Origin of the sequence: Nostoc paludosum FACHB-159, assembly GCF_014698835.1 — a bacterium.
Classification (GTDB): Bacteria; Cyanobacteriota; Cyanobacteriia; order Cyanobacteriales; family Nostocaceae; genus Nostoc; species Nostoc paludosum.
Window position 1 is genome coordinate 222,468 of the sequence record NZ_JACJTU010000005.1, and the last position, 26,367, is coordinate 248,834.

At 39.8% G+C, this 26,367-nt stretch carries 23 protein-coding genes, 1 tRNA gene and 2 pseudogenes; 18 read left to right on the plus strand and 8 right to left on the minus strand.

From position 1 onward, the window contains the following. Positions 1 to 11: 11 nt before the first annotated feature. Positions 12 to 563 carry a hypothetical protein gene (locus tag H6H03_RS07425; RefSeq protein WP_313931808.1) on the minus strand — a complete coding sequence of 184 codons (552 nt, stop codon included), beginning with the start codon at positions 561 to 563 and terminating at the stop codon, positions 12 to 14. A gap of 144 nt (positions 564 to 707) precedes the next feature. Further along, positions 708 to 3,251, minus strand: coding sequence for a beta strand repeat-containing protein (locus H6H03_RS07430; protein WP_190954503.1), 2,544 nt, complete (start codon positions 3,249 to 3,251; stop codon positions 708 to 710). A gap of 917 nt (positions 3,252 to 4,168) precedes the next feature. Between H6H03_RS07430 and thrC the strand changes: the two genes are divergently transcribed. Together thrC and H6H03_RS07440 are read left to right on the plus strand one after the other, a co-directional pair. Continuing rightward, complete coding sequence (gene thrC, locus H6H03_RS07435; protein WP_190954504.1) at positions 4,169 to 5,476, plus strand: threonine synthase; 1,308 nt, start codon at positions 4,169 to 4,171, stop codon at positions 5,474 to 5,476. Between the two features lie 90 nt (positions 5,477 to 5,566). Continuing rightward, the gene (locus tag H6H03_RS07440; RefSeq protein WP_190954505.1) at positions 5,567 to 5,842 is read left to right on the plus strand and encodes a MoaD/ThiS family protein; all 276 of its coding nucleotides are present in this window, start codon (positions 5,567 to 5,569) and stop codon (positions 5,840 to 5,842) included. A 235-nt stretch (positions 5,843 to 6,077) separates the two neighbouring features. On the opposite strand, the gene H6H03_RS07445 is transcribed toward H6H03_RS07440, so the two are convergent. The 3 genes and pseudogenes from H6H03_RS07445 to H6H03_RS07455 form a co-directional block, all read right to left on the minus strand. Then, complete coding sequence (locus tag H6H03_RS07445) at positions 6,078 to 7,625, minus strand: AAA-like domain-containing protein (protein ID WP_190954506.1); 1,548 nt, start codon at positions 7,623 to 7,625, stop codon at positions 6,078 to 6,080. Between the two features lie 94 nt (positions 7,626 to 7,719). Further along, a pseudogene (locus H6H03_RS07450) lies at positions 7,720 to 7,851 on the minus strand (AAA-like domain-containing protein); the annotation flags it as partial. A gap of 185 nt (positions 7,852 to 8,036) precedes the next feature. Then, a tRNA-Thr gene (locus H6H03_RS07455) sits at positions 8,037 to 8,108 on the minus strand. Between the two features lie 251 nt (positions 8,109 to 8,359). On the opposite strand from H6H03_RS07455, the gene H6H03_RS07460 reads away from it, so the two are divergent. From H6H03_RS07460 to H6H03_RS41720, 10 genes and pseudogenes are all read left to right on the plus strand, one after another. Continuing rightward, the gene (locus tag H6H03_RS07460) at positions 8,360 to 8,506 is read left to right on the plus strand and encodes a hypothetical protein (RefSeq protein ID WP_190954507.1); all 147 of its coding nucleotides are present in this window, start codon (positions 8,360 to 8,362) and stop codon (positions 8,504 to 8,506) included. A gap of 40 nt (positions 8,507 to 8,546) precedes the next feature. Beyond that, the gene (argF, locus tag H6H03_RS07465) at positions 8,547 to 9,467 is read left to right on the plus strand and encodes an ornithine carbamoyltransferase (RefSeq protein ID WP_190954508.1); all 921 of its coding nucleotides are present in this window, start codon (positions 8,547 to 8,549) and stop codon (positions 9,465 to 9,467) included. A gap of 225 nt (positions 9,468 to 9,692) precedes the next feature. After that, positions 9,693 to 10,298, plus strand: coding sequence for a transcriptional repressor LexA (gene lexA, locus H6H03_RS07470; RefSeq protein WP_190954509.1), 606 nt, complete (start codon positions 9,693 to 9,695; stop codon positions 10,296 to 10,298). A 117-nt stretch (positions 10,299 to 10,415) separates the two neighbouring features. Further along, on the plus strand, positions 10,416 to 11,897 hold the full coding sequence (locus H6H03_RS07475; protein WP_190954510.1) for a DNA phosphorothioation system restriction enzyme: 1,482 nt from the start codon (positions 10,416 to 10,418) through the stop codon (positions 11,895 to 11,897). Between the two features lie 387 nt (positions 11,898 to 12,284). After that, positions 12,285 to 12,458 (plus strand): hypothetical protein, encoded by a 174-nt coding sequence (locus H6H03_RS07480; RefSeq protein ID WP_180267563.1) that lies wholly within the window; start codon positions 12,285 to 12,287, stop codon positions 12,456 to 12,458. Next, positions 12,455 to 14,524 (plus strand): AAA family ATPase, encoded by a 2,070-nt coding sequence (locus tag H6H03_RS07485; RefSeq protein ID WP_190954511.1) that lies wholly within the window; start codon positions 12,455 to 12,457, stop codon positions 14,522 to 14,524. Before H6H03_RS07480 ends, H6H03_RS07485 begins: the two co-directional genes overlap by 4 nt. A 147-nt stretch (positions 14,525 to 14,671) precedes the next feature. Beyond that, on the plus strand, positions 14,672 to 15,241 hold the full coding sequence (locus H6H03_RS07490; RefSeq protein ID WP_190954512.1) for a Uma2 family endonuclease: 570 nt from the start codon (positions 14,672 to 14,674) through the stop codon (positions 15,239 to 15,241). Between the two features lie 116 nt (positions 15,242 to 15,357). Further along, positions 15,358 to 15,828: a DNA phosphorothioation-associated protein 4 gene (locus H6H03_RS07495; RefSeq protein WP_190954513.1), complete on the plus strand. Its 471-nt coding sequence runs from the start codon at positions 15,358 to 15,360 to the stop codon at positions 15,826 to 15,828. Positions 15,829 to 15,852: 24 nt separating this feature from the next. Then, positions 15,853 to 16,332: a hypothetical protein gene (locus H6H03_RS41715; RefSeq protein WP_313931805.1), complete on the plus strand. Its 480-nt coding sequence runs from the start codon at positions 15,853 to 15,855 to the stop codon at positions 16,330 to 16,332. Positions 16,333 to 16,449: 117 nt separating this feature from the next. Next, positions 16,450 to 16,611 (plus strand): annotated as a pseudogene (locus tag H6H03_RS41720) (HNH endonuclease); the annotation flags it as partial. Between the two features lie 183 nt (positions 16,612 to 16,794). On the opposite strand, the gene H6H03_RS07505 reads toward H6H03_RS41720, so the two are convergent. Further along, complete coding sequence (locus H6H03_RS07505; protein ID WP_190954514.1) at positions 16,795 to 18,393, minus strand: DGQHR domain-containing protein; 1,599 nt, start codon at positions 18,391 to 18,393, stop codon at positions 16,795 to 16,797. 156 nt (positions 18,394 to 18,549) lie between these two features. On the opposite strand from H6H03_RS07505, the gene dndC reads away from it, so the two are divergent. Beyond that, complete coding sequence (dndC, locus tag H6H03_RS07510) at positions 18,550 to 20,208, plus strand: DNA phosphorothioation system sulfurtransferase DndC (protein WP_190954515.1); 1,659 nt, start codon at positions 18,550 to 18,552, stop codon at positions 20,206 to 20,208. Here dndC and H6H03_RS07515 read toward each other — a convergent pair. Continuing rightward, complete coding sequence (locus H6H03_RS07515) at positions 20,205 to 20,531, minus strand: helix-turn-helix domain-containing protein (protein ID WP_242057777.1); 327 nt, start codon at positions 20,529 to 20,531, stop codon at positions 20,205 to 20,207. The genes dndC and H6H03_RS07515 overlap by 4 nt on opposite strands. 40 nt (positions 20,532 to 20,571) lie before the next feature. Here H6H03_RS07515 and H6H03_RS07520 point away from each other — a divergent pair, with 40 nt between their 5' ends. The 3 genes from H6H03_RS07520 to dndD all read left to right on the plus strand — a co-directional run bounded on the left by H6H03_RS07520 (position 20,572) and on the right by dndD (position 23,456). Beyond that, positions 20,572 to 20,826 carry a hypothetical protein gene (locus tag H6H03_RS07520; RefSeq protein ID WP_190954516.1) on the plus strand — a complete coding sequence of 85 codons (255 nt, stop codon included), beginning with the start codon at positions 20,572 to 20,574 and terminating at the stop codon, positions 20,824 to 20,826. A gap of 72 nt (positions 20,827 to 20,898) precedes the next feature. Next, positions 20,899 to 21,330: an IS200/IS605 family transposase gene (gene tnpA, locus H6H03_RS07525; protein WP_190954517.1), complete on the plus strand. Its 432-nt coding sequence runs from the start codon at positions 20,899 to 20,901 to the stop codon at positions 21,328 to 21,330. Positions 21,331 to 21,470: 140 nt separating this feature from the next. Continuing rightward, complete coding sequence (gene dndD, locus H6H03_RS07530) at positions 21,471 to 23,456, plus strand: DNA sulfur modification protein DndD (protein WP_190954518.1); 1,986 nt, start codon at positions 21,471 to 21,473, stop codon at positions 23,454 to 23,456. Positions 23,457 to 23,484: 28 nt separating this feature from the next. Here the strand turns inward: dndD and H6H03_RS07535 are convergent, their stop codons facing one another. After that, a complete protein-coding gene (locus tag H6H03_RS07535) occupies positions 23,485 to 23,841 on the minus strand; it encodes a four helix bundle protein (RefSeq protein ID WP_190954519.1) in 357 nt (118 codons plus the stop codon). A gap of 112 nt (positions 23,842 to 23,953) precedes the next feature. Here H6H03_RS07535 and dndE point away from each other — a divergent pair, with 112 nt between their 5' ends. Continuing rightward, positions 23,954 to 24,340 (plus strand): DNA sulfur modification protein DndE, encoded by a 387-nt coding sequence (dndE, locus tag H6H03_RS07540; RefSeq protein WP_190954520.1) that lies wholly within the window; start codon positions 23,954 to 23,956, stop codon positions 24,338 to 24,340. 93 nt (positions 24,341 to 24,433) lie between these two features. After that, positions 24,434 to 25,891 (plus strand): DNA phosphorothioation-associated putative methyltransferase, encoded by a 1,458-nt coding sequence (locus tag H6H03_RS07545; protein ID WP_190954521.1) that lies wholly within the window; start codon positions 24,434 to 24,436, stop codon positions 25,889 to 25,891. The last annotated feature ends 476 nt before the right edge of the window (positions 25,892 to 26,367 follow it).

Consider the following 26,367-nt stretch of genomic DNA (forward strand, 5'->3'; position numbering starts at 1 on the left):
TCTTCTTTCAATCAACGCACTTGGGTTTGATAAGTCGCCTTGACTGTCGTCTTTGCTGCAACTGACGGAATCTGTAAACGGATGTGGGTGTAAGCAATGGCTGGCGCTGGTTTAGTTTCCACTTTGCCGTTAGGAACAGTAACTTTAACGGTGGGATTTTCGACGAAGCTACGCCCACCATCAATGCTATAAGTGATTTTTCCATTATTAGTTACATTTGCAGATTTAAGTACGTAGACCATCCCTCTAGGAATGGGTTGATTCAGAGTTAAATTCTTCACTGGGCGATCGCTCTGATTTTCGCCACTTAAGGTATACCTCAATACATCGCCTGGTCGCACCACAGCTTGACCTTTCAAAGGTTCCCATTTCTGGCTTTGCTTACCCTGCGGATCTTGAACTACCACTAGCTTTTCAGCTTCTAAGCGCAATTGAATTTGCGCTTGAGTTTTGATATTTTGAGCGTAGGCACTTCCTGAATGCCAAATATTTGCAACTCCTGGAAATGGAGCTGTAGCTATTAGCGCGAACGCACTGAAACCTGCAATAGAAGCACCTTTAATCATAAATAAGTTCTAGAATCGTTGATTGTTGACTTATATTTCCCTGCTTTTGCTAATAAATAGTCACTTTCCTCTTACTTGAGGTTTGTGGGAGTGAAGCCAACTGCTTGCGGCTATAACGCAAACGTCCCCACTCCCAACGAATTAGTTAACCTTGCGTTGAAAAGTAAATGTTCTTTGAACACCTGGTGCGATCGTGCCAGTTACGGTATCCACATACTTAGTTACATCCGTATTTACCGTAGTTCCAGTTTGATCGATGCCAGAGCTAGTAGCTGGATTACCACTGAAGAATTGAATGGTTGCACTCCCAGAATCTTTCGCTGAGCCAACAATGTTACTAGTATCAATTTGACCACTGACATCGTTGTCTACTGCCCAGTTGTTGGGGCTTTGGGTACCATCTTCAATAATCACAACTTTGTCAGCATTCAAAATCACGTTACCATTTCCAGATTGAGGCTCGGAAATGTTAGTGTACTGAATTTGGTACTCAATAATATTTCCTGGTGCAGGCTTTTTCGGGTCAGTACTGAAGGTACCATCATTTCCCTGAACTACAGGCCCGCTTCCTTGTAGAACTCGTGATACTTTCAGCAGTTTCAGGTAACCAGTGTAGACGCGATCGATAGTGATGTTCGATGAATCAAAGATATTATTGTTACCAGTATCCTTGATTCCATCACCGTTACTATCCGTCGTATAGTTGTCAATAGAAGCAGTGATGCGTACTGGGAAGCCTCTATTTATATCAGTCGATAATTGCGTACCTGGAGGTAAATCAACTTCTACACCATAGTTGAGAGTTGCATTAGGAGCAAAGTTGGGAATGGTTATTGGTGTAACAGGTCCTGTAAACGCTCCATTATTGTAGGTATAAATAGCAGATTGACTATTATAGGTAATAGTCACTTTCGTACCATTAGGTAAATCTCCTGGAACTGTTGGTGGTGTTGGCTCTAGCTTCAAAACGCCTGGGTCAGTACCACTGTTTTTAACTGTGTTGGTGAAGCCAACTGACTGAGGATCGAGTAAACTACCAGGTGCTGTACCAGCAGGAACCAGAGAAGATTTGTTGGTGAAGTCGTCGTCAGTTCCACCCGATGGTCCAGTCGCATCCGGCGCATTTTGCGGCCCGTTGAGTATCGCTGAGGCTACAGGTGCTTGCAGCGTGAAGACGTTGGCCTCACCTCCTGGTGTACCATCACCAGTGTTGTTGTTGCCCGTGTCAGTTCCAGTTTCCGGAGATGTTGGAGTACCAATATAGCCATCATCAACGTTGCCAGCCAATAAAGTATCGGGAACACCATCGCCATTGGTATCTGTACCCCCAGGAGGTGTCATATTCCCTGGTGGCCCATTGTAGTTGCTAGGATTTTGGTCGCCGGATTCGTCGTATACTGGGAGATTAGTGCTGGGTGTTTGACCAAACAATTGGGCAATGTTAGCGACGGTCAAGGGTGAAGTTGCAGTTGATTCAATGGCTAGCTGAATCGAGAAGCCATTCACCGTCGTACCAGGAGCGATGGAAGTAATGATTGCTGGATTATTGATAAAACCAACGCGAGTGACTGAGGCCAAGGGTGGTGCTGTCGTAGTCCAACTCGCTGTATTAGCATTAATTGTAGTAACTGCGTCAGTGGTATAAACAGTTTGCCAACCAGGCGGTGGAGTTGGTGCTGCTGCCAAATCTGTACCCGCAGGAATCGCATCAGAAACCAAGATCCGGGTGCTAGCAACACCGTTAACATTGATGCTTGTGCCCGTCAACGGTGCTGGTGTGATTCCCTGTCCGGTGGGATCGTTGGACTCAACTCGCAAACTCAAATCATAAGTCAGCTTGTCATCTGTAATTGCAGTGGTGCCAGCATTGTTATAGCCACTGCGAATCTTGAGAACGGTGGCTAAAGTGTAGGTTTTCACCGTTAAACCAACCTTAATTTGCTCGGTGGCGCTAGCTTCCCGTGTACCGTTAACTGGTGTGCCATCTACCTCACCAACAGCACCACCATTGGCGTTATCTACGGTGAACACGTCACCACCATCAGGACTCCGGAGTTGGTTTTGAGCATCACCAGGAGTGTTACCAAGGGTAACAGTAATTATGTCATTGGTTTGAGCGCCATTCTGGACGGTAATTGGTACACGCACCAACACAGTACCACCAACCGGAACTGAGGGTGTATCTACGCCACCTTGGGGGATGTTTATCCAAGTTTGACCACCGTCGGTACTATATTGCAAGCTATTAACTGTACCACCATTTGGTAATGTTCCAGAAACTGTACCTGGCCCAGTTGTTGTAGCTTGGTTAGGAATGTGGAATTTGGTTGGGTCATTACCTACGTTGGTCAAGGTGTAGGTGTAAATGAGTAAGTCACCAACCTGGACTGTGGTATTGGTAGGGCTAGAAGTGGCATCTGTGACACCAGATGCGCTGACGGTGATACCAGCAACCTCCGCTACGGTGACAACCACAGTGTTGGAAGTGGCGTTGATTGTTGTCCCTGGACTGTTGGGATCTTCGTAGGTTGCTGTGGCTGTGTTACTGATGGATGTACCCGCTGTAGTTCCATCAGCTAATACAGGTGCAACAAATTGGAAAAAGCTACCAGTTAATAATGCTGTTGCTACTAAGGATTGATAGCAGTAATGCTGCTTGTTTACAAATTTATTTTGTTTTACCATAGGTTTTGTTTGTTTGCTGAACTTGTGTCCTGAGTTTTCAAAAGGATAAAGTTCGGCAATTTTTTAAAGAATTACCGATAATATTTGCCTAAAACTTTCATGTTTTAAGAATGCAGACTTGAGGAGTTACAGCAAAATTGCTGAATTCTCCAAATCAGAATTCAGGAATAAAACACCCTTAACACCTGGTTTTTAAACCTAGTTTGTATTTCAAGCTTCTTGAATCCTGTCAGTTATTGACACTCCTCACCAAGTATGTTGAAGCAATACTTTCAAATAATTCACCGAGATGAATTTGCGATCGCCTTTGAAAATCAAGGCTAGTAATCACAAATATGGGGAACTTACTGTTGCGTACTGCTGAATTGTTTATGCAAGTAGAAATGTAACTTTTGCTGCAAAAAAAGTCCACCGTAGAAATAAGTAACTTCTCTAGCAGTGAATGAGTGTATCAAAGATTAAAATTCCACTTTATTTTTGTAATATCAATAGCAAGTTCAATCTTCAACCCAAGATAAAAAATACTAAAGCCTATACCTGAAGATACTTTTGGCTTTTTGCGGTTATATATTTACTCTAGCCTAGAAAGTCATTTGAATAAATTTAGTAAGCAATTTAGATCGCTAAAAAGTGGCGATCGTTCAGATAAATGCATATTAATCATATAAAAAATGCAATTTAATCATAACTACCAACAGTATTAAGACTGAATAGCTCAAAGTCAAGTCTAAATTTGTAACTAGAAAGAACTAAGTGTAAATACTAAATACAAAAATTCATTGGCTTTAAAATTTTACAAAAATTATTACTATCGCTACTAACAATACCCGACAAAAATTGTCGGGTATGTTTGACTGGTATTTTTACTCGTGTTACTATCAGGCGACAGTTGATGGACAGACAGGGAAAGCTAGTTTATGACTCAGGCAATCACAACCCAATCCCAAGTCAGTAATGCCACATTTTTTAAAGCCTTGAAATGTAAGGAATGTGGGGCGGAATATGAACCCAAAGCCAGCAATGTTTGTGAGTTGTGCTTTGGGCCTTTGGAAGTCAAGTATGATTACACCGCTCTACGTCAGACCGTCACTCGTGAAACAATTCAAGCTGGGCCTAATTCAATTTGGCGCTACCGTCCGTTTTTACCTGTCGCAACTGATAACGTTATAGATGTGGGAACGGGTATGACTCCCTTGGTTCGTTCCCACCGTCTTGCCCGCCGCCTGGGTCTAAACAAACTTTATATTAAAAATGATGCCGTGAATATGCCCACCCTTAGCTTTAAGGATCGGGTGGTGTCAGTTGCCCTCACCAGGGCGCGAGAGTTGGGCTTTTCCACTGTTTCCTGCGCCAGCACTGGTAACTTGGCAAATTCTACAGCTGCGATCGCCGCTCACGCCGGTTTAGACTGCTGCGTGTTCATCCCCGCAGATTTGGAAGCTGGTAAAATTCTCGGTAGTCTGATTTACAGTCCCACCCTCATGGCTGTAAGAGGCAACTACGATCAAGTCAATCGTCTGTGTTCGGAAGTTGCTAATACACATGGTTGGGGATTTGTCAATATTAATTTGCGTCCTTACTACTCCGAAGGTTCCAAAACGCTAGGCTTTGAAGTTGCAGAACAACTCGGTTGGCAATTACCCGACCATATTGTTGCTCCTTTGGCTTCTGGTTCTCTGTTTACCAAAATTTATAAAGGTTTCCAAGAATTTGTAGAAGTTGGTTTGGTAGAAGGTAAGAACGTCCGTTTCAGCGGCGCTCAAGCTGAAGGTTGTTCGCCCATCGCCCAAGCATTTAAAGAAGGGCGCGACTTCATTAAACCAGTCAAACCGAATACAATTGCTAAATCCATCGCCATTGGTAACCCAGCAGACGGCATTTATGCTGTGGATATAGCTCAGAAGACTGGTGGTAACATTGAATCAGTCAATGATGCAGAAATTATTGACGGCATCAAGCTGCTGGCAGAAACCGAAGGCATCTTCACAGAAACAGCTGGTGGTACAACCGTAGCTGTGCTGAAAAAATTGGTGGAAGCTGGCAAAATCGACCCAGATGAAACTACCGTGGTTTACATCACTGGCAATGGTTTGAAAACCCAAGAAGCAATACAAGGCTACGTTGGCGAACCCTTGACTATTGATGCCAAACTCGATAGTTTTGAACGTGCCCTAGAGCGATCGCATACTCTAGACCGCTTAGAATGGCAACAAGTCCTCGTTTAATTATGAGTTAGGAGTTATGAGTTATGAGTTTTTTTATTCCTAACTCCTCACTCCTCGCTCCTCACTTTTCACTCTTAACTTTCTACTTCTATGGCCGTAACAGTCTTAGTTCCTACAGCTCTTCAACAATTTACAAATAACCAAGCTACGGTAGAATCCAGTGGTAATACCATTGCTGAACTTGTGGATTCATTAGAACAAAGTTTTCCTGGCTTCAAATCACGATTATGTGATGAAGAAGGAAAGCTACGACGGTTTGTGAATTTTTACCTCAATGACGAAGATATTCGGTTTTTAAAAGGTGCAGATACACGCCTCAATGATGGTGATGAAGTCAGTATTGTCCCCGCTGTCGCTGGTGGTTAATACTGAAAATACAACAGAAGTCAGAATTCAGGAGTCAGAACTGGCATAGTTTCTCTCCCTAGTTTTGAGATATAGATTCTGTATTTCAAACTTATTGAAATTTGTTGTATTTTCTAGATTTAGCAAATTAATAAATGTAGGCTTGCCGTAATTGGCAGGCTTAATTTTTATCGAAACAGAATGAAGGCGTCACTCATTGATTCTGACTTCTGAATTCTGAATTCTTCTTCAATGGCTAATTACAAATTGTTTTGACTGAGCCTCGATGCTCTATCTGGTTACATCTTAGCCGTGATTGCAGAGCATCAATCTTTTGTAAAAGCGACATTCCCCACAGGATAGAAATCGCCAACTTGATGGTCATACCCAGAAGCAAAAGTGCTACGATTCGGGAAGATCTTCTTTGTTGAACAAGCCTTTTTTGTTCTTCTGCAAGTCGCGCTTCGACTTCTTTGGCACGTTCAGCCTCCAATGCTTGCTGCATTTCTTGTCGGTCTAATTCTTCACTAGCAGCTAAAAATCGATAATCTAAGTTGCTTAAGCTTTTGCCATTTGCCCAAGTTTGGGCGTCAATTAAGGCTTGACCGCGCAAAAGGCGAGATTCATCTTGTTGCTTTGAGGCTACCCATGCATTGAAATTTTCGTAGTAAGGGCGTAAGTTAGCTAATTTTTTTCCAACCCATTCTAGATTGAAAACTTCTTCATAAATGCGGTTTTTGATTTGGAGAAAACCTTGCTTTTTTATCACCAAACCGGATAGCAACAGTTCTACTTGTTCTCGGCTATCGTCAACGGGTACTTTAATTCCTTGGAGGATTTGCTGATAGATTCCCAGCAATCTGGCAGCAAATTGTTCGTTTCTCAGAATGCGATCGCGAATTGTCCTTAGATGCTCTGGTTCATCTTGGGATTCCCATTTTTCAATAATATGCGATCGCACTACATTTTCTATCCAAAATTCTTCTGTCCCTGGAGGAATTTTGAGCTTTCTACCCAGGTCGTCTTGAGATAAATTCACAAGCAGCCGACACAGCTTTTGCGTCAAAAATGGTTGCCCTTGTGTCCAAGACAAAATTTCTTGTAAGACTTTTTGGGCATGATTGCCTTGAATCTTCAGCCCTAAAGCTAATGGTTGAGCTTCTTCAAATGTAAAACCATTTACTTCTATAGCTTTGCCAATATTAAATGGGGTAGTATGATTTCGATGTAAAATTAAGTCTGAAGGTGTAGCAACGCCGAAAATTGCGAAGGTAATCCGATTATATTCTGGATTAATTGCTCGTTGGTTGTAGCAAAATCTAATCAAGCTAAAAAAGTCATCAACTGCAAAATCTAAGTTCAGAATACTATCAATTTCATCAATAAAAATAAACAATCTTTCGTTAGGAAACTGAGCTAACAGTACTTCCGAAATAAAATGGCTGAGTTTTTGAACCAAAGAAATATCTTTTTTTTCTTGCCACCAAGTTTTTAAATTAACTTTTCCTAACAGCTGAAAACCTAACCATAAATCGCCTGCTACTCCTTTGTACCACTGTTCGGGAGTGATATTGTCACAACCAATATTGGTCATATCAACTGTGGCACATCGATAACCCTCTTGTTGTAAGCGATGTTTTGTTTTGACCATTAATGAGGATTTCCCCATTTGCCTACAGCTGAGAATATAGCAAAAGTCACCTTGTTTTAAAGCATGGTAGAGTTCTACATCTGCCTTGCGCTCAACATAGCTAGGAGAATCACTGGTGAGGGTACCACCAACTTGGTATCGATAATTGTTCATTTGATTTTAAATATGTTCTCTTTCTTAATCAAATAAGTTATCTAAGAAGAATAAATATTTAAAATATTTATCTCCCAAGATTTTACCAGAAGTATTAAAATACTGAGTGCTTTGCAAGCTGTTGACTAAAATAAAGACGATATAATTCACACATAACACAAGCTTGATTGCCATTGAGTTGCACTAAACCCATGCTTTCTAGTTTATAAGCAGCGATCGCATTTATAGTGTTCTATTTGGCACAGTCTGATGTTAAACAGTTACCGCAGACAGCCAATTAAGTCTGTAATATTGCGAGATTAATTTATGAACGGTTATCTTGTATGAACTGCGACATCAATTAGTGAAAGAGCGACATCTAATTTGTGAACTTACAGTAAAAAATTCCTGAAAATAGATATTATCCGTCAAAGCCAGCAGTCGGATTTGAACCGACGACCTTCCGATTACAAGTCGGATGCACTACCACTGTGCTATGCTGGCAACTTTTTTGTGGGTTTTGCTCTCAATTAGCAACCACAATTTCTAATTTTACCATACTAAATGTATTTGTCTAGGGCGATCGCTAAAAAATATTTCTCTGGAAAATAGGGAGTCGAAGAGAAAACTTTTTTGATGTTTGGTTAGGGGATTTTTCCATGATGGCTGCTTTGATAACAAATTAGTTTAGAAAATCTCATATTTTGTCAATTTCGCTACTTTTTCAAGTAGAGATGCTTGAATGCGCCTTACAAATGCAACGATCCGAAAAATCAGTTATTGCGATCGCGAATAATGTTGGTAAATTAATATTCATAGCAAAAGCTAACTCAAATCCTGGGCTGGACGCCAAAATATCTGGTACATTTGCAAAATTGTACTTTTTTGACACGGCTGGGTAAAGAAACAGAATTATATAATTGTTCTTTACACATCACAAGCATGGCAGCGTTGAACGGACGAGATTTATTAAGTCTGGCGGACATCAGTCCAACGGAACTCCAAGAACTTCTGCAATTGGCAACTCAACTTAAAACCAAACAGTTGAAATTGCAGTGCAATAAAGTGTTAGGGTTGTTGTTCTCTAAAGCTTCAACTCGCACGCGGGTAAGTTTTACTGTGGCGATGTATCAACTTGGCGGACAGGTAATCGATCTTAACCCCAATGTTACTCAAGTTAGTCGCGGGGAACCCGTGCAAGATACGGCGCGAGTTTTAGATAGATATTTGGATATTTTGGCAATTCGCACCTTTGCACAGCAGGAGTTGGAAACTTTTGCTAACTATGCCAAGATTCCAGTGATTAATGCCCTAACTGATGCAGAACATCCCTGCCAAGTATTAGCTGATTTATTGACAATTCAAGAAGCTTTTGGCAACCTTTCTGGGTTAACTTTAACCTACGTGGGTGATGGAAATAATGTGGCTAATTCTTTAATGTTGGGCTGTGCTTTGGTGGGAATGAATGTCAGAATTGCCACTCCCAAAGGATTTGAGCCAGATTCTAAAATTGTAGAGCAAGCAAGAGCGATCGCTAATAACAAAACTGAAGTTCTGCTCACTCATGACCCAGAATTAGCCGCCAAAGGATCTGCCGTACTTTATACTGATGTTTGGGCAAGTATGGGACAAGAAGCAGAAGCAGACAACCGCCTGCCAATTTTCCAACCTTACCAAATTTCCGAGCAGTTATTGAGCCTTGCCGATCCAGAGGCAATTGTTTTACACTGCTTACCAGCACATCGTGGTGAAGAAATTACCGACGCAGTTATTGAAGGTTCTCAATCACAAGTTTGGGAACAGGCAGAAAATCGCCTCCACGCCCAAAAGGCTTTGCTTGCTAGTATCTTGGGAGCAGAATGAAGAAAGTTAGGAGTTAGGAGTGAGGAGTTAGGAGTTAAGAGTCAGAATAGCGACGTGCGGCTGACTCTTGACGAGTTATCAGTAAAAAATCAAGAATAAATAGGTGAAAGAAAAGAAAAAATATTCTGACTTTTGCCTTTAATATTTTTACATTTCTATTGCTTATGGGGAGTTTTTTGTAGTACTAATGTTCTAGAGACATTTATAATTACTTCCCGAAAATTTATGGAACGTCTAACGGAAGCTCAACAAGAACTTTACGAATGGTTGGCAGAATATATCCGAACGCATCAACACTCACCTTCAATTCGCCAAATGATGCAAGCGATGAATTTGAAATCGCCAGCGCCAATTCAAAGTCGTTTAGAACATTTACGTACTAAAGGATATATAGAATGGACTGAAGGGCAAGCAAGAACGATTAGAATTTTGCGTTCTGTTAAACAAGGTGTACCAATTTTAGGGACGATCGCTGCTGGTGGTTTAATAGAACCATTTACTGATGCTGTAGATCATTTAGACTTTTCTAATTTATCGTTACCTCCCCAAACCTACGCTTTGCGGGTAGCTGGCGATAGTATGATTGAAGATTTAATTGCCGATGGCGATGTGGTATTCTTGCGTCCAGTACCAGAACCAAATCAGTTGAAAAATGGTACCATCGTTGCTGCCAGAGTTGATGGATTCGGTACAACATTAAAACGTTTTTATCGTCAAGGCGATCGCGTTACTCTCAAACCTGCCAATTCTAAGTACAATCCCATTGAAGTCAGCGCTATGCAAGTGCAGGTGCAAGGTTCTTTAATTGGTGTTTGGCGGGGTTACAACTGAGGAATAAGAAAGTGATGAGTTATGAGTGATGAGTGATGAGTTTTAAATTAGTAACTCCTAACTCCTAACTCCCAACTCTCAACTCCTAACTCCTAACTCTTAGTTTGTGCTTAACATATGTACTTGACGGCAAATCCAGTGCGGGAACTGCCTACTTTTCGCTTAAAATCACCATTTGCAAGGGAAAGTAAGGGCAGTTATCAAACATCGCAACCATTACCAGGATGTCCACGAAAGCCTGCATCTTTGCAATTGCGGCAATATCAGCAAGAAGCGATCGCCAGCTGGTTTGCTAATAATGGTAGAGGGACGCTCAAAATGGCTACTGGTAGTGGTAAAACTATTACGGCATTAGCGATCGCTTGTGAATTATATCAGCAGATTAATTTACAAGTTTTGTTGGTGGTGTGTCCCTACCGCCATCTTGTTACCCAATGGGCGCGAGAATGTGAAAAATTTAATTTGCAACCGATTTTAGCCTTTGAGAATTTACGCACTTGGCAAAGTCAACTTTCAGGGCAAATTTATAATCTGCGTTCTGGTTCTCAACGGTTTGTCACGGTTATTACTACGAACTCCACTTTAATTGGAGAAGGGTTTCAATCTCAACTCAAATATTTTCCCGCCAAAACTTTAATTATTGGTGATGAAGCGCATAATTTAGGCGCACCCAAGTTAGAAGAAAGTTTGCCGCGCCGTGTTGGGTTGAGACTCGCTTTATCTGCCACGCCCGAAAGGTATTTTGATGATTTGGGTACCCAATCTTTATTTGATTATTTTGGCCCAGTTCTCCAGCCAGAGTTTACTTTGAGGGATGCGATCGCTCAAGGTGCTTTGGTACATTATCTGTATTATCCTGTGTTAGTTGAGTTAACAGAAGCAGAAAGTATTGCTTATTTAAAGTTAACTAAAAAAATTGGGCGATCGCTTTTATTTCGAGAACGAGAAAATGGACAAGCAGGAGATTTTGAAGACAATGAAGATTTGAAGCCTTTATTGATGCAAAGGGCAAGGTTAATTGGTGCAGCCGAAAATAAATTAAATGCTTTGCGCGACTTAATGACAACTCGCCGCGAAACTACTCACACTCTTTTTTATTGTAGTGATGGTTCGCCGGAAACAGGACAACGTTCATCACTACGCCAACTCAAAGCTGTTGCTAAAATTCTTGGAGTAGAACTAGGTTATAAGGTAAGCACCTATACGGCTCAAACTTCTTTGGAAGAAAGGGAAATATTACGTCATCAATTTGAAAGTGGTGAATTGCAAGGTTTAGTGGCAATTCGTTGTTTGGATGAAGGTGTGGATATTCCAGCAATTAAAACTGCGGTGATTTTATCAAGTTCTGGTAATCCTCGTCAGTTTATCCAGCGACGGGGGCGAGTTTTACGCCCTCATCCAAGTAAAGAACGTGCAACTATATTCGACATGATTGTTTTGCCGCCAGATTTAGATAGAGAAACTATAGAAGTTGAGCGCAATCTGTTAAAAAAAGAGTTACGTCGCTTTGTCGAATTTGCTGATTTGGCTGATAACGCTGGTGAAGCCAGAATGAAATTACTCGATTTACAAAAACGATATGGTTTATTAGATATTTGATATATCTGGCGAAAATGAATGTAGAGACGTAGCAATGCTACGTCTCTACTAGATGTCTAATGAATCAGATTGTATTTGTATTTTTTTGTAAAAAATTTTTGAGTTTGGTAGAAGCAGGCATTAACTATGAAATAATAAAATTATGAATCATATTATAATGGGATGTAAGCAAAATTTTTAAAGCAGCTTACATCCCATTATAATATGGTTTAATTAAAACTAATCTTATCAGAAAAGCATTAAATAATAAACCATTTTTTCTAAAAAATCTCAGATTTAAATATCATAGTTTCTCCAAATCTAAAGATAACGCTAACCGTAGCTTTACGGTGACAAATGTAGTACTAGTGAAGGTTAAAATATAGAAAAATTATTTTAGAATCCAAGATGCCACAAGAGGCGAATATCGATGATGTACAAGAGCCAATTACCAGCGCTCCACCGGAAGTACGGCAAATTATTGAGCGAGTGTGGAAGCTGGAAAAAAGTAGGCTAGATAGGAAAAGCAAAGGGCATATTAACGATGATATTTTAGATATTATCAAGGAAGCAGTGCAATGAAGCTGACTTCAATTAAGCTGTGCAATTTTCGCTCGTTTTATGGTACAACGCCAGAGATGAATCTCGCCGGAGGAGATATTCACAACACGACGATTATTCATGGTAATAACGGTGCTGGTAAAACAAGTCTCTTGAATGCATTTACGTGGGTGTTATATGAGAAATTTAGTGCGGCATTTGCATCAACAGAACAGTTAGTAAATAAAAGAGCGATCGCCCAAACCGAACGAGGACAAGCTGTAGAATGTTGGGTAGAAGTTGGTTGGGAACATGATGTAACTCGCTACCGAGTTAAACGTTCCTGTAGGGTTTACAAAAACTCCACCGAACTGGAAGCAGGTAAAACTCAATTAACCATGTGGGTAAGTGGCGACGATGGCAAATGGAATTTACCAACACAGCCACCAGAAGATATTATTAATCAGATTTTACCCGCTAGTTTACATCAATATTTTTTCTTTGACGGCGAACGAATTGAAGAGATAGTCCGTTCTGATAAAAAAGCCGAAATCGCGGAAGCCACAAAGATTTTTTTAGGTGTAGAAATCATCGAACGTTCAATTACACATTTAAAAGGAGCTAAAAAAAGTTTAGAAACTGAGTTAACAGCTATAGGTGATGCAGAAACTAAACAACTTTTACGGCAGCAAGAAAAGATAGAACGTGAAATTGATAGTATCACCAAACGACAAAGCGAAATTCAACAAGAGTTAGAATATCAACAAACCTTCAAAAAAGAGACAAGCAACCGTTTACGAGAACTCAGTGCTGCTAAAGAACTGCAAGAAAGACGGCAGAATTTAGAATCACAGAAAGAAGCAAACCGCGAAGAACTGAGAAAAACGAGAGAAGCACTGAAAAAAGTGATTTCGGCACGTGGTTATACAGTGTTGCTGTCAGATACTACGAGCCAATTTCGGAAACTCGTTGATGATTTTAAGCAGCGCGGTGAGTTAACATCAGGAATTTCACGGGAATTTATCAATGAATTACTGAAATCTAAACGTTGCATTTGTGGTGCAGACTTAAATGCAGGAAGTCATCATCATAATAATGTGCAAATTTGGCTAGAACGAGCAGGTTCATCCACAGTAGAAGAAACTGCAATTCGGATGAGTGCCCAAGTAGATGAAATTGATAAGCAAGCAATAGTGTTTTGGGAAGAGGTAGATCGAGAACAAGTGAGAATTGAACAGTTAAGGCAGACGATATCACAACTTGAAAGTGAATTAGATAGTATTCAAGAAAGATTGCGAAAAGATGCTAACGAAGAAATTAGCAGTTTACAAAAGCGCCTAGACGAGATTGAAACTAAAATTGATGAATTAAATCGAGAACAAGGTGCAAATCAACAGCGAATTGCCCACTTAGAAACAGAAATTGATGCTTTGAGTAAACAAATAGCTAAGCAGAAATTGAATGAAGCCAAGCAAGTTTTAGCACAGCGACGTATTAACGCTACTCAAGATGCAATTGAACGGTTAACAGAAGTCAAAAATCGTCAAGAAAAACAATTTCGTTTGCAACTTGAAAAGCGAGTTCAAGAAATATTCATGGAGATTTCTGTTGCACCATATATTCCAAAAATCAGCGATAAATATGAATTGACGCTGGTAGAAAATACAGCAGGTATCGAAGCGCCAGTTGCAGCTTCCACTGGGGAAAATCAAATTCTGAGTTTGTCCTTTATTGCCAGTATCATCGATAGAGTGCGGGAGTGGAGCGAGAAGCGAAAAATGATGATGCTTCCTGATAGCAGTACTTTCCCAATTGTCATGGATTCGCCATTTGGAAGTTTAGATGAAATTTCGCGGCGACACATTGCTCAGACAATTCCTAAATTAGCGAATCAATTAATAGTGTTAGTGACAAAGACTCAATGGCGGGGTGAAGTTGAAGAAGAAATAGCAGAGAGAATTGGTAGAGAATATGTGCTGACTTATTATTCTTCCAAGCCAGATTGCGAGCAAGATTATATTGAATTGGGTGGTGAAAGATATCCTTTAGTGCGTCAAAGCCCTAATGAATTTGAGTATACCGAGATTATTGAAGTAGAACGCGGCTAATTAAGAGAAACGAACCACAGAGGCGCAAAGAACACAGAGAAATAATGTCGCACCAAAACGCAATTTTTCTCTCTGCGCCTCTGCGTGAGGTTACCATCCAAAAAAAGTTAAAGTTGAAAAAAGCAACTTTTAGTAAAGGATGCGGTTATGATTGCTAATTCAAACCAAAAGTATATGTCTCCCGAAGAATACTTGGAATGGGAAGAAAGACAAGATATCAAATACGAATACATAAATGGTGAAGTATTCGCCATGACTGGGGGTACAATTCCTCATAATGATATAGCTTTCAACTTAGCTTCAGCATTAAAAAGCCACCTTCGGGGGGGTGCGTGTCGTGTCAATATAGCAGATGCAAAAGTAGCAGTAACCGAGAACGGGCCGTTTCACTACCCGGATGTTGTAGTGAGTTGTCATCCAAGAGACAAACAAGCGATTAAATTTATTCAGTATCCTTGTTTAATTGTCGAAGTTCTCTCCCCTAGTACAGAAGCTTACGACAGAGGCAAAAAATTTATGCAGTATCGCCGCATCGAAACTTTACAAGAATATGTCCTGATTGATGCTGAAAAGATTAGTTTAGATTGCTTCCGGCTAAATGATAGAGGAATTTGGGAGTTACATCCCTATGAAGAAGGGAATGAAGTTCATTTAACCAGTGTTGATTTTCGCTTTCCCATATCTTTAGTTTATGAGGATGTGCAGTTTCCAATCTAAGTTTTGAATAATTTGTTTGTGTGGCGATCGCTGCTATTTTAGTATAAAAAAGTGCGTAAATATAGGCAGTATTATCTCTTTCTGTTAATATGGCTACACAGTAGATATTAAAATCAATGGCTGCTAATAGAATCAAGGTTGCTAAAGATAAAGCCGAGTTAGTTAAATCCTTAGTCGCATCAAAAGACACAACAGGGCCTTTTCAAACTTATGTAGAAGTAATGGTCTTTGCTGCTGCTTTAGGCGTTAAATATAAAAAGCGTAGACCTTTAGGCGAGACTACCAAAAGAGAACCTTCTCCTATTCCACAAGAAAACTTTGTCTCTTTGGGGCATGAACTAATAATTAAATTATTGGGAATTAATGAAACACAAGATATAGAAATTATTTCTTCACAACAAGAAGAATATGAAGATAAACGCACCCAAATTTTTGAAGAATACGCCAATGGAGGGCTAGAAATTTTACAAACTGAATTACGCGGAGCCGTAGATTATTTAGAGCGTATTCTTTTATTCTTAATTGCAGAAAAAGATAATAAAGAATCGATAGATGAAGAATTTGACCTTAGCAGATTTTTAAGTTAATTTTTAACAATTTTTTAAGGAATTATGAAAACATTAGATTATTACTATAAATCTTTTTCTCAATTAAATGTAAGTAGTAGCAGTAAGCGTGGTAATGCTCACTATAAACCAATATTGGTTTTAAATGTTATTGATTTGATTACACGAGGAGTTATTAATGATAACCGAATTCCAGTTTCAGAAGAATTAATTCAAACATTTGAGAGATACTGGAGTATTTTAGGTTCTAAATCCTATAAAGGTGGTTTACACTATCCATTCTTTCATCTACAAAGTGATGGGTTTTGGCACTTAGTATTTAAGCCTGAGTTTAAGGGACTACAGCCAAAAACTACTAACAAGCTGAAAGAGGCTGTTGAATATGCTTATTTTGATAATGAACTATTTAATTTTTTGCAAGATGAATCTTCAAGACAAGAATTAATTGATTCATTAGTAACAACTTTTTTTCAAGAACAGCAAGATGTATTTGACGAGATTTTGCAAATAAACCAATCTTTTTAAGAAGATGACTTAGCTATACAAAAATTAGCTGCCTCAACCAACTTAGATAGTAATCCAAGATGGGGTATTAGAAAGGCAGTAATTAGAAATGCTTTTTTCCGAACAACTATTGTTCGTATATATGATTCTAAATGTGCCTTTTGCGGTATTAAAGTAACTAAAGGCGTAAATAAAAATATTGTAGATGGCGCACACATCAAACCATTTGCACAATTTTATGACAGCAGAATCAATAATGGTATTGCTCTTTGCAAGAATCACCATTGGGCTTTTGACCGTGGTTGGTTTACTGCTGATGAGCAGTATCAAATCATTGTTAGTCAGGAATTAGAAGAAATATCTCCCTACACTAAGCCCATGAAAGATTTTCATGGTGAAAGGCTACTGCTACCAAATAAAGAGCAATACTTTCCAGAACTAGAAGCGTTGCAATGGCATCGTCAAAATATATTTCAAGGTTAATTACAACACGGGTGGAAGTCCCACTTCTTTTAGTTCCACAAATTCACCATCAAAACCAATTGCTTTATTTTCCACAGTCCTAGCATTAGCCAAAGCCTTACGCAGTTCAGCACGTTCCATTGAATCTTCAATTCCACCAAGGATGTAAATTAATAACTTTGTTGCTAATTCTTTTCCAGAAACTTGCACTCGCTTTTTATTAGGGTCATATAAAACCCCATACCAAAGAGATTGAGGATATTCCATACCAGTAAAACCGCCTTGCTGGTCAAACTTTCGCAACTTCTTAAAAATGCTGGTTATAGAAAGACCTTTTTTAAATACTAAAAATCCTAAAGCTTGTGCTAAAGCAACTTGCGCTACAGGACGGAAAAGTATATTTGCTTCACCACCACCCTTTTCAAAACTGAACCTTCGCAAAATAGGAGTATCTTCATGTTCTAAAATTTTATAACTAGGCAAATTAGCCAAATTATCAAAAAGCTTTTTAAATTCCTCAATTCCCTCCTCAATTTCTTCGTCTTCTGGACGCATAGGAATTAAACCTTTTTCCAATGGTTTCCAGTGTGGGAATTTTTGACCTAAATATCGCTCAGACATATCTTGTAGTGCTTGCAGCGTCGTCAAAACTGTAGAATTAGCTGCTACAGTTCCACTATTCCAATTAACACGCGGGTTACGATTTGGACGTTGTTCTAAAAGTGGATGAGTCACTGCAATTTTTCTAGCCACAATAGAAAAGCCATCATCTTCATTTAACTGTGCTAACTGACCTTTAGTTAAAGGTGCAGCCATCAGGTTAACATGAACAAAAATCGACCTCACCCTTCTTCTAGCTTGGTTGCGAGTCTCCCCAGCGTTAACTGCACAAATGAACTCTATACCAATTTTCTCTTTAGGTAAGCTTTGTAAATAAGCAGGATCTACTTGATATTGCTCTATCAAATCTGCCACTGTGATAAAACTATCATCAGCAGTTTTATCCTTTTTATATCGCTGGAGTTTGCCAGTTTTAATTAACTCTATTAAACCCTGAACTCCCATAAGTCGGTGTTGACCATCTAGGGCATAAATGGTTACGTTTTCTTCAGAAACATTGAGTAAGCCGACCTTACCATCTTTATCTAGAGGCGTAAAATCGGTAGTAGACTTTGTGGCGCGTTCCTCACTGTCCCACTCAGATGCTTTAGGGTTATCCACCCAAGGTTGATTAATTACTACTAACACTGCTGGAAACTTATGATTTTTTCTAGCAGCCAAATACTGAACTAAGGGTGCTTGACGCGACCAGTCAATGGGACGTTGTTGAATTTCGTCGATACTATCCGCATCAATTTCGATGTTATCAGTCTCTGGATTGTACTTTTTTTGCAGCAAAGGTAAACCAGAAGCGAAATGCACTCGGCCTGCAAACCATTCTAGGGTCACGGAACCAACATAAGCTTCACTTCCGCCCATCTCAGTTTTTTGAACCAGAATTTGGTCTTTTTTTTCTAAAAATTTCTCTAGAAGTAAAGCTAGTACCTCTTTTTCCTTGTTTTCTCTCTCTAGGTACTCTCTAGCAATATCAGCAGTTAGGTCAGATGCAGTGTCTCTCATATTAATTTTTAAAAACTTGGTCTTGTAAGGTAGCTATATTGTCCAAAAAGTTAGATACTAATAAATCAGTTTTTAAAAACTTTTTGGTAACCCACGCATTCCATAGACTGGGGTAAAAAAAAGCGGTAACGCCCAAATGTCCAGAGGTAAGAAGCAATGACTGAAGCACAACAACCAGAAAATAAAGGTCAGCAGACACGTACTGTAGCAGAGTTGGTGGAGTATATCCAAGTTCTTACCACTGAAATTCAAGAATTGTATTGTTTAGATGCGATACCTTGGGTTGTTGGTTATTCGGGCGGCAAGGACAGCACGGCGACTTTACAGCTTGTTTGGAATGCGATATTGGCGCTACCGCCGGAAAAGCGAACTAAGCCAATTCATGTCATTACAACTGATACAGGTGTAGAAAATCCTTATGTAGCTGCTTGGGTACGTAACTCATTAGAGCAAATGAAAATAGCAGCTCAAGACCAAAAGATGCCAGTAGAACCGCATTTATTACAACCAGAGATTAAACAAACATACTGGGTGGGTTTAATTGGGAAAGGCTACCCAGCGCCGCGTCATAAATTCCGTTGGTGTACTGGACGATTGAAAATTGACCCGTCTAACCTTTTTATTCGTAATGTTATTAGAGCTAGCGGCGAAACAATTGTTTTATTAGGAACTCGCAAAACTGAAAGTGTAAATCGTGCTGCTATCATGTCAAAACGTGAAATTGGTAGAGTACGCGAACGCCTTAGTCCTCATCCCAGCCTTGTTAACTCATTGCTATATACTCCTATAGAAGATTGGCGAACTGATGAAGTTTGGTTGTATTTAATGCAATGGGATAATCCTTGGGGATACAGCAACAAAGATTTATTTGCGATGTATCGAGGTGCAACAGCTGATAACGAATGTCCTTTAGTTGTTGATACTTCCACCCCTAGTTGTGGTAGCTCTCGCTTTGGATGCTGGGTCTGCACACTAGTTAATAGTGATAGGTCTATGCAAGCGATGATTCAAAATGATGAGGAAAAAGAATGGTTACAACCTTTAATTGATATTCGTTTAGAGGAATTAGATATTGATAACGACCGTGAGAAAAGAGACTTCCGCCGCATTTGGGGAGAAGTCCAACTGTTTGAGCGTAACTTGGATGGAGAAATTTCTATTGAACCAATACCAGGCCCTTACGTTAAATCTTGGCGCGAACATTTATTAAGACGACTCTTAGAAGCACAAACAAAAATCCGTCAAACTGCACCAGAAAATATGCGCGATATAACCCTTATTTCTCTGGAAGAATTGAGTGAAATTCGCCGTATTTGGTTAGAAGAAAAACACGAGTTTGACGACAGCTTACCTCGCATTTATCAAGAAATTACAGGAGAAGAATTTAAAGACCCGCGTCCAGGTGCAGACCTTAGTTTATTAGGTAGCGATGAATGGGCTGTGTTAGAAGAAGTATGTGCAGATGATGAAATGCACTTAGAACTGATGGCGAAACTCTTAGACACAGAACGCCAATTTCGGAAAATGTCGCGTCGTATAGGAATTTACGAAAGTTTAGAAAAATGCTTTACTACCAGTTCTCGTTCTAAAGATGAAGCAGTCAAAAATGCTCACCTAAAACGAGATTTGAAAACAGCAGTTGAACAAGGCGATATTGAAAAAGTCAAACAGTTAACTTTAGCAGATTTTGTCGCACCAGAGGAACAAACAATTAGACCCGATACACAAATTGACACAACAAATACTACAAAATCTGCTGACAATGCCAAGACTTGGGCAAATATGAAATTTAAAAATAAACAGACAAAGCCTTAAGCTTGCTCATTATCATCGTTAGCATCTCTCAGGTACAGCCTGATAAAGTCTTCTGCTGCGGCCGGATTAATTTTCTTGAGTGCATTACGAATTTCCAACAGCGTATCAGCAACAGGATCTCTAATTTCATTCACCCAACGGTGAACATTTGGCCGTCCTGTTCCCATTGTCACTGCTAACTTGTTTTGGCTGATGCTGTATGTTTCCAACACCTGTTTGAGTGCTTTTCCTGCTTTTCCCATGCCTTTGATTGTGTCAAAGGCTTCTGACAGAGTAAATGTTACCCATCGGTAACTAAAGGTGTAAGATAGTGGTGTTGCCAATAAGTAACATCACAGCTTATCAACAAACAGGTAAATTTCGATGACTACAAGCTTTTTTGCAGACACTTGTCAAACCACCCCGCCGCTTGTTTCCACCAATGATTTTACAGAAACAACGCCAGAGAGAGAGTCTGTAAAAGTAGTAATTTATGGTTCTAAAAAAGGCGTTAACAACACAATTCTGACTTTATACAAACTTGGTTTCGCCCAAGTTAACGAGTGGAGTCCTTTATTACCTAGTTCTAACCCTGGTGAAGTTATGAGTATTTTAACTAGGCACATTCTGACTACTTAAGTTAAAAAGATACCGGGCGATTAGAAATCGCGGCTACACAGACAAAACCCGCCTTCGCGGGTTTCAAAAAAAATGAGAGCAAATTTTACGCAATTATATCTACATTATGTTTGGGCAACTTGGGATAGATTACCTCTTATCACACCAGATATTCAGAAGTTAGTTTATGCAGTAATTATTAAAGAATGTGAACAATTAAAATGTACTGTAATTGCTGTTGGTGGTATTGAAGACCATATTCATCTACTAACAGGTTTTCCAACAACTATCAGCGTATCGGAAGTGATTAAACAAATAAAAGGCAGTTCTTCTCATTTCATAAATCACGAAATCAAACCAGCAGATTTTTTCAAATGGCAAGGTAGCTATGGTGCTTTTACGGTTAGTCATGATGCAATTGATAATGTTGCTCATTATATTAGGAATCAAGCTATTCATCATCAACAAAAATCCATTATTTCTGCATGGGAATTAAATTTACCTGCCGGTGTTAAGGGCGATTAGAAATCGCGGCTACACAAACAAAACCCGCCTTCGCGGGTTAACTTTCATTTTATATTAGTCCGCGAAGGCGGACTTCGCCTGTGTAGCCGCGAATTCCATTCGCCCGGAATGATTTCTCCATATATTATCTATAAAGACAAATGATATTTCTCGAACTCGTATTACAAAATTTTGGCCCTTACTCTGGACGACAAGTAATTAATCTTGACCCAAGAACTGAGGAAAATCCTCGGCCAATTCTCTTATTAGGTGGTATGAATGGCGGTGGAAAAACTACTCTCATGGATGCGATTCGTCTTGCCCTATATGGACAACGCGCTCAATGCTCAACGCGTGGTAATCTGAGCTACAGTGATTTTTTAAATCAATGTGTTAATAGCAAAGCTAACCCTGCTGAAAAAACACGAGTTGAGTTACTTTTTGAACACATTGAAGATGATAAGCCAATAAAATATCGTATTGTTAGAACTTGGGAAAAAAATCCTAAAGATGGTAAAGATGCTTTAGGAATTTTAGGCGATGACGATACTTGGCCTGTTGAATCTTTGGTGAATACTTGGGACGACTATATAGAAAATCTACTGCCTTTAGGGATTTCTAATTTATTTTTATTTGATGGCGAACAAGTTAAAGAACTGGCAGAACAAGAAACACCACCACAACTTGTTATTGAAGCTATTCGCGGACTATTAGGGCTAGAATTGGCAGATAAATTAGCACTTGATTTGGAGGTTTTAGTCAACCGAAAGCGTAGAGAAATGGCTGATATAAAAGATTTAGCTAACCTAGAAGAAATTGAAAAAAGGTTATTACAACAGCAAGAAGATTATCAAGAGGTAGAACAAAAACTAGCTAGTTTCAAAAATCAAATTGAAGAATTAGAGACTATTCAACGTGAAGCTTTAGATAAATTCGTATCTGAGGGTGGTAAAATCGCTGGAGAACGCAGTCAGTTAGAAGAAAAACAAAAAGAAAAAACTACTGCATTAGAAACAATTCGGCAATCATTGTGTGAATTAGCTGCTGATATTTTGCCTTTGGCATTAATTCCTAATTTATTAAGTCAGGTAGAAGTACAGGGAGCAAATGAATTTCGCAATCAGCAGGTACAACTTGCTAGAGATGTTTTGCTTGAGCGAGATAAACGCTTACTTGAATGGTTAAGTCAGTTAGCGATCGCCTCAACACAAATCGATAAAATTCAATCTTTTTTAGCCGAGGATATAGATAATTTATATTCAATTTCACTCCAAGCTGAAGCACCTTGGTTATTAGCCGATGAGGAAAGTTTGAGTCAACTAGATAATATGAGATATCATTTACAGAATGCTCGCAATATAGCAAAACAGAAGTTAGGTAATCTCAAGAATCTAGAAGAAGAAATTATTACGTTAGAAAGACAAGTGCAGACAGCAGCAGAACCAGAAGCTTATCAAAAGCTGCGCGATGCTGTGGAAGATGCACAAAAAGAAGTTGTACAAGCTAAAGCAAATTACGAAACAACCCGCCAAAAATTAGCAGCATTAACAGACGCAATTGAAATAACGAAAAAAGAATTAAAAGATTATACTGACAAAAATATAGACCATAAGAATAGGGAACATATCGTTACCTCAGCCTCGAAAGTACAAGAAACACTTAAGGTTTTTCGAGAAAAATTAACTCTGCGAAAGCTTAATAAATTAGAGGAAGAAGTAAAGAATTGTTTCCTCTACCTACTGCATAAATCTGACTTAGTATTTCGCATCGCTATTGATACTAAAACCTTTGCTTTATCTTTGTTTGATTTCGATGGGAAACCAGTTCCCAAACATCGCCTTTCGGCTGGTGAAAAACAATTACTAGCGATCGCCTTTCTCTGGGGATTAGCCAAAGTCTCTGGCCTGCGCTTACCCGTAGCCATTGACACGCCTCTTGGCAGACTCGACTCGTCCCATCGCAACAACTTAGTAGAAAAATACTTCCCCGCAGCCAGCCATCAAGTAATTCTCCTTTCTACTGATACTGAAATTGGGCCAAAAGAAGTGGAAACATTAAGAAAAAATGAAGCGATCGCCCGTGAATATCTGCTCAAATACGACTCTGCTACTCGTCAAACCACTATACAAAAAGGCTACTTTTGGTAGTTCGTAATTCGTAATTCGTAATTCGTAATTATTTGGCTTTGAGTCGTTTGGTAGAAGCAACTAGAATTTTGCCAATTTCGTTTGCCTCTTGGAGGAGTCCTTGAAATTTGTGCCTTTCCACTAGTTCGGATTCAATTAATATTTCTAGCCAGTATTGTGTTTCTCTTGCTTCTTTTAAAGCAATTTCTAATTTATTGATAAAATCTTTATTAGATTGGGCAGACTGTGCTTCTCGAACATTTGCACCAATCGAAGTACCGGAACGCAGTAATTGTTTAGAAAGAATTCGATAGACTCCAGGTTTTTCATCTAAAAAGCAACAAGCTTTAACAATTCTTACTGCAAAACTTCTTGTCCGGTCAGTAATGCTACTATTAGTTACCATATTTTTGTTTTAAATCATAATATCTATGTTTCCCGCATCTAAAACAAAACCTAGAGTCTCAGTCTAAATCAATTACGAATTACGAATTACGAATTACGAATTACGAATTATTATGGAATCCCCAATTGAAAGAATAAAACTTTCCCAAACAGCGAAAGACCAACTTCTCAAACTCAGACGCAGCACCAAAATTGACCAATGGAACATCCTCTGCCGTTGGGCATTTTGTCGTTCCCTCGCAGAACACACTCCACCCTCCCCCGTACCAATTCCCCAAGATAGTAACGTCGAGATGACATGGCGCGTGTTTGGCGGGGAAATGTCCGATATTCTCCTCCTCGCCCTCAAACAACGCTGTCACAATGACGGCTATGATACTGACAAAGAAACCCTCGCCACCCAATTCCGCCTACACTTACATCGCGGTATCGGTTACTTAGCAGGCGACCAAAATATCAAGAAAATTGAAGATTTAATTCAACTGGCCATTAAAGATTGAAAGGATATAAGGTAATGGGTAAAAAAACGGCATGTACCCAACTTTCTTAATTACGAATTACGAATTACGAATTACGAATTACGAATTAGCCTTATGCCTGAAGCGTTAGAAATCGATCGCCATCGAGCTGCGATCGCTCGCACTGACATCTCCCGTCCTGTACGATTGGCAATAGAATGGGCAATCCTGCATCAAGACACCACCTTTTTTGACTACGGTTGTGGCTACGGTGGTGATGTGCAGCGAGTAGCAAACTTAGGCTACACCAGCGCCGGCTGGGACCCTTACTACTATCCGGATGTCCCACGTACCCGCGCCGATGTCGTCAATTTGGGTTATGTCCTCAACGTCATCGAAGATGCAGACGAACGCCGTCAAAGCCTCATCCAAGCTTGGGAACTTACCCAGCAAGTTTTAATTGTCGCAGCTCAAGTACTGGTTAATGCTCCCAGTAAAACTCAGCTAGCTTACAACGATGGCATTGTAACTCGCCGCAACACTTTTCAGAAATATTACGAACAAGAAGAACTCAAAACTTATATTGATGAAGTCCTCAATGTGGATGCGGTGCCTGTAGCGTTGGGTGTGTACTTTGTTTTTCGAGATGAAGCCCAAAAAGAAAGTTACAAAGCTATCCGTTTCTTTTCTACCTCTTCTACACCGCGAGTCCGTATTCCCACCAAGCGGTTTGAAGATTACCAAGAACAACTGCAACCACTCATGGCTTTTTTTACCAAGCGCGGTAGGTTGCCTGTAAAAGGCGAATTGGAAAACGAACAAGAATTACTGAGGGAATTTGGTAACTTCCGCCGTGCCTTTGGCGTAGTTTTACAAGCTACCGACGAAGCAGAATGGGATGCGATCGCTTATCGTCGTTCTCTAGATATCCAAGTATATCTTGCCCTCACCCACTTCGATCGCCGCCCTGCATGGCAGAAGCTATCGCCCGAAATGCGTCACGACATCAAAGCCTTTTTTAGTAGTTACGAAGAAGCCTGTCAAGTAGCTGACCAAAAACTTTTCAGCTTAGGCAAAACTGGGGTGATTCAAACTGCTTGTGAAAAAAGCAAAATTGGTAAACGCACACGCGGTGCCCTTTACGTGCATGTTTCAGCACTTGCTGACCTCGATCCTTTACTGCGAATTTACGAAGGCTGCGCTAGCCGCACCATTGGCCGTGTAGATGGAGCCACGTTGATAAAATATCACATTGAACAACCGCAAATATCCTATCTTTTTTACCCAGAATTTGATACTGACCCCCATCCAGCTTTACAAGCCAGTATAGGTATTGACTTAAAAAGCCTAGCTGTGACTCACCGAGAATATCAAACTAGAGCAAATCCGCCGATTTTGCATCGTAAAGAAACATTTGTTACCACCACATACCCACGTTACGAAGAATTTGCTAAACTCACCCAACAAGAAGAAGAATTAGGATTGCTCAAAGACAAAAGCGATATCGGTACTCGTGAAGGTTGGAAAAAATGCCTCGCTGCACACAAAGTAGAAATCAGAGGGCATGAGGTTTATGCAATTCAAGAAAGTTAATAAGTAGAAGGCAGTCCCGATGAAACAAGTTTCACAGCCAAGCATGAAAATGTGGTATGGGACTGAGCTATATAGATACTCATCTAAATAGCATTTTCAAGTCAGGAGGCAGGAGGCTCCAAGGCAGTCCCGATGAAAATTTTTTCATCGCCATGCATGTAAGTATATATAGGACTCATATTTAATTTTTACGAAGCTAGGTACACCTTTATTCCCAGTCCCCAGTCCCCAGTCCCCAGTCCCTTACCTCTACGAGTTATTCAGGAATCAAGCCGGATTCCTATAGTTCTTCCCTGTTAAGAGTTCCCTTGCCTCCACAGAGAAACTTTCTTAACCAAGTGTATTGGGCTATAAAGGTATCCTGAATTTTGATTTAGAGCGAGTAAATCTTGCTTGGTGAGTTAGTGTGTTTGCAGAAAACTACACATAACTTTCAATAGGGGTTAATACTCAATTAGTGAGGCAGCGATCGCGCA

Coding starts and splice junctions, on each gene's coding strand:
- dndE (WP_190954520.1), top strand. CDS start 23,954: ATGGAATCCCCAATTGAAAGAATAAAACTTTCCCAAACAGCGAAAGAC.
- H6H03_RS07430 (WP_190954503.1), bottom strand. CDS start 3,251: ATGGTAAAACAAAATAAATTTGTAAACAAGCAGCATTACTGCTATCAA.
- H6H03_RS07505 (WP_190954514.1), bottom strand. CDS start 18,393: ATGAGAGACACTGCATCTGACCTAACTGCTGATATTGCTAGAGAGTAC.
- H6H03_RS07445 (WP_190954506.1), bottom strand. CDS start 7,625: ATGAACAATTATCGATACCAAGTTGGTGGTACCCTCACCAGTGATTCT.
- H6H03_RS07490 (WP_190954512.1), top strand. CDS start 14,672: ATGATTGCTAATTCAAACCAAAAGTATATGTCTCCCGAAGAATACTTG.
- H6H03_RS41715 (WP_313931805.1), top strand. CDS start 15,853: ATGAAAACATTAGATTATTACTATAAATCTTTTTCTCAATTAAATGTA.
- dndC (WP_190954515.1), top strand. CDS start 18,550: ATGACTGAAGCACAACAACCAGAAAATAAAGGTCAGCAGACACGTACT.
- H6H03_RS07460 (WP_190954507.1), top strand. CDS start 8,360: ATGCAACGATCCGAAAAATCAGTTATTGCGATCGCGAATAATGTTGGT.
- thrC (WP_190954504.1), top strand. CDS start 4,169: ATGACTCAGGCAATCACAACCCAATCCCAAGTCAGTAATGCCACATTT.
- tnpA (WP_190954517.1), top strand. CDS start 20,899: ATGAGAGCAAATTTTACGCAATTATATCTACATTATGTTTGGGCAACT.
- lexA (WP_190954509.1), top strand. CDS start 9,693: ATGGAACGTCTAACGGAAGCTCAACAAGAACTTTACGAATGGTTGGCA.
- dndD (WP_190954518.1), top strand. CDS start 21,471: ATGATATTTCTCGAACTCGTATTACAAAATTTTGGCCCTTACTCTGGA.
- argF (WP_190954508.1), top strand. CDS start 8,547: ATGGCAGCGTTGAACGGACGAGATTTATTAAGTCTGGCGGACATCAGT.
- H6H03_RS07485 (WP_190954511.1), top strand. CDS start 12,455: ATGAAGCTGACTTCAATTAAGCTGTGCAATTTTCGCTCGTTTTATGGT.
- H6H03_RS07440 (WP_190954505.1), top strand. CDS start 5,567: ATGGCCGTAACAGTCTTAGTTCCTACAGCTCTTCAACAATTTACAAAT.
- H6H03_RS07535 (WP_190954519.1), bottom strand. CDS start 23,841: ATGGTAACTAATAGTAGCATTACTGACCGGACAAGAAGTTTTGCAGTA.
- H6H03_RS07475 (WP_190954510.1), top strand. CDS start 10,416: ATGTACTTGACGGCAAATCCAGTGCGGGAACTGCCTACTTTTCGCTTA.
- H6H03_RS07480 (WP_180267563.1), top strand. CDS start 12,285: ATGCCACAAGAGGCGAATATCGATGATGTACAAGAGCCAATTACCAGC.
- H6H03_RS07545 (WP_190954521.1), top strand. CDS start 24,434: ATGCCTGAAGCGTTAGAAATCGATCGCCATCGAGCTGCGATCGCTCGC.
- H6H03_RS07495 (WP_190954513.1), top strand. CDS start 15,358: ATGGCTGCTAATAGAATCAAGGTTGCTAAAGATAAAGCCGAGTTAGTT.
- H6H03_RS07520 (WP_190954516.1), top strand. CDS start 20,572: ATGACTACAAGCTTTTTTGCAGACACTTGTCAAACCACCCCGCCGCTT.